Below are 11,977 nucleotides of genomic sequence, written 5' to 3' on the forward strand. Positions count from 1 at the left end.
AAACAGCAGACTATGGTAGATTAAAACAAAAAGGAGAACCGGAAGATGAATAAAACAGCCATTGTGACTGGTGCCAACAGCGGTTTCGGAAAGCTCATCACACTGCGTCTCGCTCAGCAAGGGTACACTGTGATTGCTGGCGTAAGACAGGAAACCAATGCGAAAAAGCTTGCCGAAGAAGTAAAGAACGCCGCTTTATCCGAATCAATACATATTGAAGCATTAGATGTGACAGATACACAGTCCATTCAAGCATTTCAAAAAAGGCTTAATGCCTATGCTCCCATTCACCTGCTTGTGAACAATGCGGGAACGGCCTATGCTGGTTTTGCTGAAGAAGTGCCTGTTGACCAGTACCGTGAGCAATTTGAAGTCAATGTCTTTGGTGTGATGGAAATGACACAAGCAGTCCTTCCGTTGATGACGAGCGGTGCAAAAATATTGAATATGAGCAGTATCAGCGGACTCATGGGAATGCCCGCACTCTCTCCATATGTATCGTCAAAGTTTGCGCTAGAGGGCTATACAGAGAGTTTGCGAATTGAGCTGGCTGCGTTTGGCATTCAGGCCGCTTTGATTGAGCCGGGTTCTTTCCAAACGAACATTTGGAACACCTCCATGAATGAGCAAATGACGCCGCCTGCAGAAGGTTCTAAATACACAGCTATTTATCAAAAGATGATGTCCTATATAGAGGCTCAAAAAAACAACTATGGAGATCCCGGCGAAGTTGCAGAGCTTGTGGTTTCGCTTGCAGAGAAGAAGCGGCTAAAGAAGCTAAGGTATCTTGTCGGGAAAGGTGTTCGTCTTTCATTCATAGCAAAGCAGCTCCTGCCTTGGAATGTATGGGAAAACATTATTTTACGGACACTATCCTCAAAAAAATAGGCACAAAAAAACAGGTGGATCGCTTATCCACCTGTCAGCGTGTAGACAAACCTTCGCATTCTTTGTCATCCTGCGTGCTGGTGCTCACGAATGTCAAATTCGCTCCGCGCCAGTACTCGTCCTTCCTAGACTTCAAAGGTTTTCTATCACGCTGAAAAAAAGAAGACAAAGGGCTAAAATCAAGTTCATTTTAGCCCTTTGTCAACAATCTAACAGGTGGATCTTTTATCCACCTGTTTTCTTTTATTCGTTATCAGACTGCCCAAGGGTAATATCAAGATTTTTATTCTTTCCATCACGAATGACAGTCATTGTCGTTTTATCGCCAATTTTTGTTTCTTTATAAAGGATTTCTTTCAGTTGTGAGCTGTTCGCTACATCTTTTCCTTTGAACTTGATGATGACATCTCCAGACTTCAAGCCTGCTTTTTGTGCAGGAGATCCTTTTGATACATCTTTTACATAGATTCCTTTACCGATTTGTTTATCAAATAGGCCAAGTGTATTTTCCTGATACGTTTCAGGCACTTGCTCAAGGTCAATCATTTGTACGCCAAGGTAAGGACGTTCGACTTTTCCATTTTTCAACAGCTGATCTACGATCGGTTTGACATCGTTACTTGGGATCGCAAATCCGAGTGATTCTACTCCGCTTTCGCTAATTTTCAAGCTGTTGATACCGATGACTTGACCGTCTGTATTGATCAGTGGACCGCCACTGTTTCCAGGGTTAATGGCAGCATCTGTTTGAAGCACATTCATCTCAACGGTTCCAGATGATGTATTGGCTTCAACGGTACGATCGAGACCACTAATAATCCCTTCTGTTACTGTACCAGAGAACTGCGCACCGAGCGGGTTCCCGATTGCGATGACTTTGTCTCCAGCCCGAAGCTTAGAAGAATCTCCAAAACTTGCAACTTTATCAATGCCGTCAGCATTTATTTCCACGACAGCTAAATCTGTCATTACGTCACTGCCGACAAGCTTGGCATCTTTTGTTTTCCCATCGTATAGTGTGACCTTTAATTTATTGGCACCCTCGACTACATGGTTATTTGTGATAATGTATGCTTTTTTTCCATCTTTTTTGAAGATGACACCAGAACCCGTTCCAGCTTCTGCTTCAGTTGAATCACCGCTAAGACCGAACGAGTTTTGTGTAGATTGATAGTTTGAGACCCCTACAATCGTCGGCTCTAAATCTTCTACCATATCAGCAACATTCGTCGCATTGGTGATTTGTTTTGTTGAGAAATTTTCAGATGAAGCCGGTTCGCTTGATGCTGTTTGGGTTTGAGTGTTTGCCGCTGTATCTTGTGACTGCGGTAAAAGCGGTGTAATGCCAAGCACAAGACCGCCTCCAATAATCCCTCCAAGAATCGGACTTAGCCATGCAGCCTTTCGTTTTTTCTCCTTTTTAGACGAACGGTCATCAATCACTTGAGGAGACCCATTTGTCACCCTCTCCTGAGAGGCAGATGCTTCGTTTTCATGATGGTGAAAAACGAGTTCTTTCTCTTTTTCTGGTTCTTCTATTTGTTTCTCATTCTCTTGATGTGTGTGTTCTTGATCATTCATTTTTTTCTCTTCATCTTCTCTTCGGAAATCCATCGCTTGCACTCCTTTGCATCATTTTCATGAAATGCTTCATTCATATGTCTAGACAGGACTCATGTCCTCTTAATGGCAATATCATTGAAAAATTCTTTATGACAATATGTCAAATTATATAATACTTATTCATAGAAAAAAAGCAAGGTGTGCACATTGGTGAAAAGCACCTATTCATTAGCCTTTTGTCTATGCCCTTTTTTCCCTTGAGCTTATCATAAACAAACATTATGGGATAATGATGAGAAGAATATGTGAAATTGTGAAAAAAGCGTGTGATTGTTGACATGCCGCCTTTGTATCCCGTTATAATGACGTTGAGAGGATGTGGAAGACTTTGTCGTACACCATTTATTTAGTTGAAGATGAGCAGAATTTAAATGAACTGTTAACCAAATATTTAGAGAGTGAAAATTGGAATGTGTCCTCTTTTTTAACCGGAGAAGCGGCACGCGAAGCAATGAACAAGCCCCCGCATCTATGGGTTTTAGATATTATGCTGCCTGATACAGATGGCTACACACTCATTAAAGAAATCAAAGCAGCCTCGCCTGACGTACCGGTCATTTTTATTTCGGCACGTGATGCAGATATTGATCGTGTGCTTGGCTTAGAACTCGGGAGCAGTGATTATATTGCGAAACCCTTTCTTCCGCGCGAGCTGATCATCCGCGTGCAAAAGCTGCTGGAGCTTGTATATAAAAACAGTGACACACCGCAGCAAAGCGTCACACCCGTTTCTTCCTATATCATTCATGAGGACGTAAGAGAGGTGTATGAAGGAGATCAGCTGATTAATTTAACGTCTAAGGAATTTGATTTGCTGCTCTTATTTACCCATCATCAAGGACATGCCTTTTCCCGGGAAGATATCCTCGTCAAGATCTGGGGGCACGATTACTTCGGGACAGATCGTGTGGTCGATGATCTTGTCAGACGGCTGCGCAAAAAAATGCCTGACTTAAAAGTCGAGACCATTTATGGATTTGGCTATAGGATGCTAAAGGGATGAAGAACAAACCACTCGCTTTTCAAATCTGGGTTGTCATCTCTGGCATTTTACTCACCATCTCGATTGTCCTGATCATTTTATTTTCAAATACATTACGCAGCTTTTTTACGAATGAAATTTATAAAAACATCGAAAACGAGCAGCAAGTGTTAACAGAATACCCTCTGAATCGAGACGGCTCACCAAAGTCGACACCAGAAAACCGCTCGGTTCAGCACATTCTGATTCCGTCAGATGAATTAAATCAAATGGCTCAGTTTTTCCCGCATGCCTTTATTGAAAAAGTGCAGTCCTTTGTTAAAAAACAAAAAAGCGCAACAAAACGCTATTCTGAAGAAGTGAATGGTCAGCATATCTTCTTTGTGATCAAAAAAGTCTCAACAGGCAATACACAATATATTCTCTTGTCATATGCACCCGATTCTTATCGAGATGACTTGTCCTTTACACTGTTTAAACAGCTGATTTTCATCTTAGGAACGGTTATTTTACTAAGCTGGATTCCATCGATTTGGCTCGCCCGCTACTTATCACGTCCAATCGTCGCGTTTGAAAAGCACGTCAAGCGCATTGCACAAGAAGACTGGGACGATCCTGTGATGGTTGACCGGCAAGATGAAATTGGCAAACTGGGGCATACGATTGAAGAAATGAGACAAAAGCTCATTCAAAAGGATGAAACAGAACGAACGCTTTTGCAAAATATATCACACGACTTAAAAACACCTGTGATGGTCATCCGCGGTTATACGCAGTCTATTAAAGATGGAATTTTCCCTAAAGGAGATCTTGAACAAACGGTGGAAGTGATTGAAGGCGAAGCGGAAAAGCTTGAGAAGAAAATCAAAGATTTGCTGTATTTAACAAAGCTTGATTATTTATCAAAACAACATCCGGCGCATTCTCCCTTCCTTGTGAGTAATACAATGCTGGAAGTGGTTGACCGTTTACGCTGGTCGAAAAATGAATTGCAGTGGAACGTGGACTTAGATGATGAGGCTGCACTTGAAGGCGATCCAGAACAATGGAGCAAATTATTTGAAAATGTATTAGAAAATCAACTTCGCTACGCAAAAAATAAAATTGATATTCATATGAAGCAGGAAGAGGATCAAATTCGCATCGTCATTCGTAATGATGGCCCTCCAATTGAAGAACACATGCTATCCAGCCTATACGAACCTTTTAGTAAGGGAAAAAAGGGCGAATTCGGCATTGGATTAAGCATTGTCAAACGAATTCTTTCAATGCATCAAGCGTCCATATCAATTGAAAATGATGAACTAGGTGTACGCTATACGATCACTGTTCCAAAGAAGAGGCTGTAGGTTTTTACCGCAGTCTTTTTTAGATGAATGAATACCCATTGAAATCACGGTATGTGGCTTTGATCTTCTTGCCAGCTTGATACATCCATTTCTTTTCAATGGTTGTCTCTTTCGGCATTTTGACTTTTTCTACTTGAATTCCTTTTGCTTTCAAGCGTCTAATCATATCATCAATTTCTCTCATGGAACATCATCCTTTCACATTTTTTGACCGGTTGGTCACCTTACTTTATAATATAAAGAATTACACTGTAAAAAACAAGTTACAATCTGATTAATTTTTGAAAAGTTTTGTCGTTTATGACCGATAAGTCACATCTCTTTGCGCACGTTTCCTAAGACATTTGTCTCTCGGTAAGAAAGGATGACATTCATATTGAAAAAGAAAGAAAAAATGATTATTGAGGCTGGTATGAAGTTATTTGCCAGCAAAGGCTATAATACAACGTCTGTTCAGGAAATTGCGGATGAATGCCACATGTCAAAGGGTGCGTTTTACCTTTATTTCAAATCGAAGGAAGCACTACTTATTTCGATCTTGCATTACTATTACGATAAGGTATTTACCCGGATTCATGAGGTTCAAACAGAGGGCGGCACACCAAAAGAGGCCTACCGGAAACAGCTCACTGTCTATTACGATAATATTTTGCAGCAAAAAGATTTTATTAAAATGCAGCTAAGCGACAGGGCGCTCCCATTGAACGAAGAAACACAGCAGCTCGCAAAGCAAATTCGACTTGCGACGATTCAGCTGCACATTGATAACATTAAGCAAGTGTATGGAGATGCGGCCATTCCTTATATGGCTGATCTATGTTTAACGATTGAGGGCATGAGTCACGTTTACTTTGAGCTTGCCATTTTATATGATTTTCAGCTCGAAGCAGAGGAGCTTGCCGCAACAATGATTCACCGTATTGATGATCTAATGGGCGGTATGATGAAGCGCAATGACCATCCGCTCATTTCTGTGGACCAAGCAAGCGACTGGTTTGGCCCGATTTATGAACGATCATTTGACCCGCTCACAGAATCTCTATTAAAAGAATTAAGAGAACTGGCAGAAGCACATTATGAAGTGAAAGACGAGCCAGATTTATTTGAAGCGCTTGGCATTTTAGAAAACGAGTTAAACAAACAAAAGCCAAGACAAGTCATCGTCAAAGGCATGCTTTATCAATTGAAATTATACACACCGCTTCAGCCGGTCTCCGGCTCCTTATTACGCATTCTAAAAGAAGATCATTTATAAACCCAGGGCTTGCTTGCCCTGGGTTTTATTGTGACAAATAATCAAAATTCTTTTCTGTTATGTCAGGAAGTTTGTTCGCTTGGACTCTTTCAAGCAATTCATCTACATATCTTTGAACAGCCAGCATGTCATACGGAAAATCAAAATCAAATTCTTCCTCCACCGGCAGTATATCCATATAATACGAACAGGCTGGTTTGTTACCAAGCATATCGTTATTGAAGCTTAACACATCTTCATACGATTCTTCTGACAGTTCAAAATGAGAAATCAAGTATATATCAATATGATTTCCGCTCTTTTGGCACCTTTGATCAACATATAATAAAAAAGCAGACTCCTCCGTATCCTGTGATATCACTTGGAAAAATTCAACATCCCGTGTCCGTAACCACCTAATAAATCTTGTCTTCAACTGCCTCAAACACCATTCACCTCGATAAGTTTCCATATAAAAACCAGAGGCACAGAGGCCTCTGGTGTCTTATTTTGCTTTCGGTGTCACCATTTCTTCTGGTTTCACAAACTCTTCAAACTGCTCTTCTGTTAATAGTTCTAATTGAAGGGCAGCTTCTTTTAGCGTTAATCCTTCTTTGTGCGCAAGCTTCGCAATTTTCGCTGCATTTTCATATCCGATGTGCGGGTTGAGTGCCGTCACAAGCATCAATGAATTGTTTAGGTTTTTCTCGATTGTTTCTAGGTTTGGTTCAATTCCAATGGCACACTTGTCATGGAATGAGTTCATACCGTCAGCTAGCAATTCAACTGACTGCAAGAAGTTATAGATGATGACCGGCTTAAATACGTTCAGCTCGAAGTTTCCTTGGCTTGCGGCAAAACCGATTGTTGCATCATTCCCCATGATTTGTGCGGCAATCATTGTTAAAGCTTCACTTTGAGTTGGGTTGACTTTTCCTGGCATAATGGAGCTGCCTGGCTCGTTTTCAGGAATGATCAATTCACCAATTCCGCAGCGAGGACCACTTGCAAGCCATCTCACATCATTGGCAATTTTCATTAAGTCAGCTGCAAGAGCTTTAAGCGCTCCGTGTGCATATGTGATTTCATCATGGCTTGTCAGCGCATGGAATTTGTTTGGTGAAGAATTGAACGTTTGACCTGTTAACTGGCTGATTTCTTCTGCCACGTATTTACCAAACTCAGGATGTGCGTTAATTCCCGTACCAACAGCTGTTCCGCCAATGGCAAGTTCTCTCATTTTTTCAGTAGATTCTAAAATCATTTCTTTTGAACGATCAAGCATGTACACCCAGCCGCTAATCTCTTGGCCCACTGTAAGAGGTGTTGCATCTTGCAAATGCGTACGGCCAATTTTCACGATCTCTTGGTATGCTTTTGCTTTCTCATCAAGCGTCGCTCTTAACTGGTCAATCGCAGGCAATAGCTTTTTGTACACAGCTAAAACAGCTGCCACGTGCATAGCCGTTGGGAATGTATCATTTGAACTTTGGCTACGGTTCACATCATCATTCGGGTGAATGCTGAATTCACTATTTTTATCTTTCAAGTAAGCAGTTGCTCTATTTGCAACGACTTCGTTCATGTTCATATTACTTTGTGTTCCACTTCCTGTTTGCCATACAACAAGCGGGAAATGCTCGTCATACTTACCACTGATGATGTCATCACATACAGCAGCAATCGCTTCAGCTTTTTCACTTTCTAAGTTGCCAAGACGTTCGTTCGCAATCGCTGTGCTACGTTTCAAAATTGCAAACGCATTCACAACTTCCTTTGGCATTTTCTCAGAACCGATTTTGAAATTTTCTTTACTTCGTTGTGTTTGTGCACCCCAGAACTTGTCCTGTGGCACCTTGATTTCGCCCATTGTATCTTTTTCGATTCTAAATTCTGTCATTATGTATCCCTCCATAGCTTCATCACTCAACTCTATTCTATACAAAAAACGAAAATCCTTTAAGCGTTTTCAATTAAAATTTTATCTTTATTTTAATTTTAGTTCAATATAAACACGAACATCTTTGGAATATTTGTATTTTGGATTTGTTTTTCCGTAATCTTTTGACGTATAGGTCACCTCATAATGCTTGTCAAACGACTGTAGAATACGGTCGATCTCCTCTTTTGTTCCTGCTAAACGAATTTGCGCCATCTTCTTTCCTCCAACACCGTGATTCTTTCATATACCACAAAATAATGTAACACAGAATATTGTTTTTTCAAGCAGGTAATGCTAAGAAAAAGAAATTGAGGCGGGTGATCCATTTGAATCAAACTCCATTGAAAGAGCACTTATACGATAATCTCTCTGTCATTCTCCCTCAGTTAAAGGACATGGATGATTTGATCCATGAGAAAAAAACATTGCCTCATGGACAGGTTGTCTACTATTTATACATTAAAGAAATGAACGAAACGATGCAGATTCAAACCTTCTTAAAGCTGCTATTGCAAGATCATGCCTCTCTGACAAAAGAGAAGCTAGAATCCAATTTATCAATGATGACAACTCGTACGGTGAAAACCTCTGAAGAGCTGGTAGATGCCATTTTTCAAGGACATTGTGTCGTAATGATTAACGGATTTCAGCACGCTTATATTTTAGAAACGCACGGAACGAAGAAACGCAGTTTAGGAGACGCTACATCTGAAACCGTCGTAAGAGGACCAAAGATTGGTTTCATTGAAGATATCAACACGAACTTGGCTCTCATCAGACAACGTTTGAAAAACCCTGATCTCAAAACAGTAGATATGAAAATCGGCGAAAAAAAATACACCAAAGTATCGATCATGTACATTGACGGGATCGTTGAGCCCTCTGTTTTAAAAGAGGTAAAAAAGCGTCTCAAACAAGTCACCATTGATGATATTCAAGACTCAGGCGTTCTTGAGGAGCTTATTGAAGACAATGTGTATTCTCCTTTTCCGCAAATTCAAAACACAGAACGGCCTGATAAAGTCGCATCTGCTTTAAACAATGGGCGCGTCGCCATCTTTGTTGATCATTCGCCTTTTATCTTAATTGTGCCTGCTTCCCTTGCGACGATTATGCAGTCACCTGATGATTATTATGAAAGGTGGATCGCCGCCTCTCTGATTCGTTTGCTGCGTTTTACGTCCATCTTTCTCACATTGTTTTTATCAGCCATTTATATTGCCCTTGTGTCCTTCCATCAAGGTCTTTTGCCCACAACTTTAGCTATTTCCATCTCAAGCACACGTGAGAATGTCCCCTTTCCTCCTATTGTGGAAGCACTCATCATGGAAATGACCATTGAGCTGCTGCGGGAAGCTGGGTTAAGACTGCCTAATCCACTTGGACAAACAATCGGACTTGTGGGCGGTGTTGTCATTGGGCAGGCAGCCGTACAAGCCCATATCGTCAGCTCCATTATGGTCATTATTGTCAGCGTCATTGCACTTGCATCCTTTACCTTTCCTCAATATGGAATGGGGATATCATTTCGTGTCCTTCGCTTTGTGTCCATGTTTACTGCAGCTGCATTCGGTTTATATGGACTTGTCCTGTTTATGCTCGTCTTACTCACTCATTTGACAAGACAAAAAAGCTTTGGCACCCCATATTTTTCACCAGATTTTGTGTTCAGTTATAAAAATGAGGACAATTCCATCATCAGATTGCCTTTGAAAAATCAAAAGAAAGGGGAACGACATGGTCAATCATAAAGAGTCGATCACAAGCTATCAGGCAAGTGCCATTATCGCCAATACCACACTAGGTGCAAGTATGATGATTCTGCCAAGATCAATGGCTCAAGCTGCGCCTACACCTGACGGCTGGATTGCACTCTTACTCATGAGTGTGATATACATTGTGTTCATTTTTGTCAATGTGCTCATGATGAAAAAGGTCTCCTTTTCTTCCTACTATGACTATACAAAAGAAGGACTTGGGAAATGGATTGGCTCACTTGCCAACCTGTTGATTATTATTTACTTTCTCGGCGTTGCCAGCTATGAAGTACGAGCCATGTCTGAGATGGTGAAATTCTTTCTACTTCAAAACACACCGGTAGCCGTGACGATGATCAGCTTTATTTTGGTTGGTTTTTACCTTGTGATTGGGGGGATTGGAGATTTTGCCCGGCTGTGCCCTTTTTTTCTGATTGTCACACTCATCATCTTATTTGTAGCCTACGGACTTAGTGTACAAGAGTTTAAGCTCGATAACCTACGGCCAGTTTTAGGAGAGGGCATTTCCCCTGTTTTCAATTCCTTGAATGCTTCGGCCATTTCGTTTGTCGGCATTGAAATGATGCTTTTCATGCCTGCCTATATGAATACGCAAAAACACACTTTTGCATATGGCTCCATCGGCTTTTTGATTCCTGCGATCATCTATATTTTCACCTATATTCTTGTGGTTGGTGCGCTCACGGTGAAAGAAACGGCGACTCTGACGTGGCCGACCATTGCCTTATTTCAATCATTTGATATTCAGGGGATTTTTATTGAACGGATTGAATCCTTTTTGCTGATTGTTTGGCTTGTCCAGCTTTATACGAGCTTTGTAGGATATACGTTTTTTGCTACGATAGGAGTCATCAAATTGACTAAATTCCCTAAAAAAATCTCGCTCGCCTTGATGGGCATTGTGATCTTCTTTGCCGCTCTTTTCCCAAAAGATGTTGATACGGTCCGAGACTATTTAACCTACGTAAACAACTTGTTCTTTCTTCTATTTGGTATACTCCCGTTTCTTTTATTTATCATCGTATTTTTCAAAAGGAGGCGGAAAACAGCATGAAAAAGAAAGCGGTTCTTGCGCTCTTCTCACTGATTCTATTATGCGGGTGCTGGGATAGTACAAATATCGAGGAGCTCAACATGGCAATTGGATTTGCTGTAGATAAAGGAGATGACGGACATAAATTGAAGCTGTCTATGCAGGTGCTCGTTCCGCAAAAAATTGAGCAAGAATCAAGCGTGAAAGATCCGACGAAGATTATTGAGACAAGCGGTGATTCCATACACCAAATTTTTCGTACAACGGCCCTAAAAACACACCGCATTTTTGCTCAGCAGCTGAGGGTTTATTTGTTTTCTCAAGACCTTATCAATGAAAATAATTTCGATTTGGTCATCAATCAATTCATTCGGGACAATGAAACACGAAGAGGAAGCCTTGTCTTTATGGCCTCTGAGAAGCCTGGAGATATGCTGAAAATCAATGACGACGGCCAGCCTGCCGCTTCCACCTTATACGATATTTCTTCGAATACAAAAACGACCATTCGTATGTTCAAGCCCGTTTCCTTAGGAGATATTTCTTCTGCTATGCAAAACAACGTATCCTTTGCCATTCCGAAAGTCAGTGTCAGTCAGGGCAAATTAATGCTGGATGGTGCCTCGATTATTCAGAACAAACGATTTCTCACCAACATCTCTCCTTTAGCGGTGCAGTCCTACAACCTGCTGACTGGAGATGCAACAGGCGGAGTGATTGAATTCCAATATGAACATAGCATTTATTCTTTTGAGATCTTTAAAATCAAACACAACATTGACACCCATAAAACAGCCAGTGGCAAATATGAATTTGATGTGTCAGTGGAGCTTGATGGAAGATTGTCTGAGGATTGGAATGAACGGGAAAATTCATTTAATGAAAAATACCTCCAAGAAATTGAGAAAGTCGTGGCACATCGACTTGAGGAAAATGTAAAAGATTTTATCGGGGAATTACAGCATGAAATCAAAGCAGATATTTGTGGGTTTTATCAAAAAGCAAGCATTGCATATCCGAAAGACTATCGAAAAGAAGCAAAACATTGGGATGACATTTTTAGTGAATCGGATATTCGTTACAAGGTAAATGTGAAAATCCGTGACTTCGGGACTAAGGGCGCAACACAATCCTAATAGAGTATGTTA

12 protein-coding genes are annotated in these 11,977 nt (G+C 40.9%); 7 read left to right on the forward strand and 5 right to left on the reverse strand.

All coding sequences use genetic code 11. From position 1 onward, the window contains the following. Positions 1-45 precede the first annotated feature (45 nt). Complete coding sequence (locus tag NSQ11_RS15370) at positions 46-888, forward strand: oxidoreductase (RefSeq protein ID WP_017368022.1); 843 nt, start codon at positions 46-48, stop codon at positions 886-888. A gap of 243 nt (positions 889-1,131) precedes the next feature. On the opposite strand, the gene NSQ11_RS15375 is transcribed toward NSQ11_RS15370, so the two are convergent. Then, positions 1,132-2,502, reverse strand: a complete 1,371-nt coding sequence (locus NSQ11_RS15375) for a trypsin-like peptidase domain-containing protein (RefSeq protein ID WP_008347064.1) — start codon at positions 2,500-2,502, stop codon at positions 1,132-1,134. 337 nt (positions 2,503-2,839) lie between these two features. On the opposite strand from NSQ11_RS15375, the gene NSQ11_RS15380 reads away from it, so the two are divergent. Together NSQ11_RS15380 and NSQ11_RS15385 are read left to right on the forward strand one after the other, a co-directional pair. Continuing rightward, on the forward strand, positions 2,840-3,514 hold the full coding sequence (locus NSQ11_RS15380; RefSeq protein WP_035389355.1) for a response regulator transcription factor: 675 nt from the start codon (positions 2,840-2,842) through the stop codon (positions 3,512-3,514). Continuing rightward, positions 3,511-4,842, forward strand: a complete 1,332-nt coding sequence (locus tag NSQ11_RS15385) for a HAMP domain-containing sensor histidine kinase (RefSeq protein ID WP_007500323.1) — start codon at positions 3,511-3,513, stop codon at positions 4,840-4,842. The genes NSQ11_RS15380 and NSQ11_RS15385 overlap by 4 nt, the downstream gene beginning before the upstream one ends. Positions 4,843-4,861: 19 nt before the next feature. Here NSQ11_RS15385 and spxO read toward each other — a convergent pair whose 3' ends face one another. Beyond that, a complete protein-coding gene (gene spxO, locus NSQ11_RS15390; RefSeq protein WP_008347070.1) occupies positions 4,862-5,026 on the reverse strand; it encodes an anti-adapter protein SpxO in 165 nt (54 codons plus the stop codon). Positions 5,027-5,218: 192 nt separating this feature from the next. Here spxO and NSQ11_RS15395 point away from each other — a divergent pair, with 192 nt between their 5' ends. Beyond that, the gene (locus NSQ11_RS15395) at positions 5,219-6,097 is read left to right on the forward strand and encodes a TetR/AcrR family transcriptional regulator (protein WP_017359276.1); all 879 of its coding nucleotides are present in this window, start codon (positions 5,219-5,221) and stop codon (positions 6,095-6,097) included. A gap of 25 nt (positions 6,098-6,122) precedes the next feature. On the opposite strand, the gene NSQ11_RS15400 is transcribed toward NSQ11_RS15395, so the two are convergent. The 3 genes from NSQ11_RS15400 to NSQ11_RS15410 form a co-directional block, all read right to left on the reverse strand. Next, the gene (locus NSQ11_RS15400; RefSeq protein WP_035389357.1) at positions 6,123-6,458 is read right to left on the reverse strand and encodes a hypothetical protein; all 336 of its coding nucleotides are present in this window, start codon (positions 6,456-6,458) and stop codon (positions 6,123-6,125) included. Positions 6,459-6,581: 123 nt separating this feature from the next. Beyond that, positions 6,582-7,976 (reverse strand): class II fumarate hydratase, encoded by a 1,395-nt coding sequence (gene fumC / locus NSQ11_RS15405; RefSeq protein WP_008347076.1) that lies wholly within the window; start codon positions 7,974-7,976, stop codon positions 6,582-6,584. Between the two features lie 87 nt (positions 7,977-8,063). Continuing rightward, the gene (locus NSQ11_RS15410; protein ID WP_003213147.1) at positions 8,064-8,231 is read right to left on the reverse strand and encodes a YvzF family protein; all 168 of its coding nucleotides are present in this window, start codon (positions 8,229-8,231) and stop codon (positions 8,064-8,066) included. Between the two features lie 113 nt (positions 8,232-8,344). Between NSQ11_RS15410 and NSQ11_RS15415 the strand changes: the two genes are divergently transcribed. From NSQ11_RS15415 to NSQ11_RS15425, 3 genes are read left to right on the forward strand one after another with little or no spacing between them, the layout of a single operon-like run. Continuing rightward, the gene (locus tag NSQ11_RS15415) at positions 8,345-9,769 is read left to right on the forward strand and encodes a spore germination protein (RefSeq protein WP_035389359.1); all 1,425 of its coding nucleotides are present in this window, start codon (positions 8,345-8,347) and stop codon (positions 9,767-9,769) included. Next, a complete protein-coding gene (locus tag NSQ11_RS15420) occupies positions 9,756-10,850 on the forward strand; it encodes an endospore germination permease (protein ID WP_035389361.1) in 1,095 nt (364 codons plus the stop codon). Before NSQ11_RS15415 ends, NSQ11_RS15420 begins: the two co-directional genes overlap by 14 nt. After that, the gene (locus NSQ11_RS15425) at positions 10,847-11,965 is read left to right on the forward strand and encodes a Ger(x)C family spore germination protein (protein WP_035389363.1); all 1,119 of its coding nucleotides are present in this window, start codon (positions 10,847-10,849) and stop codon (positions 11,963-11,965) included. The genes NSQ11_RS15420 and NSQ11_RS15425 overlap by 4 nt, the downstream gene beginning before the upstream one ends. Positions 11,966-11,977 lie beyond the last annotated feature (12 nt).

It is taken from the genome of Bacillus sp. FSL W7-1582, from assembly GCF_038593325.1.
In the GTDB taxonomy this organism is placed as follows: Bacteria; Bacillota; Bacilli; order Bacillales; family Bacillaceae; genus Bacillus; species Bacillus altitudinis.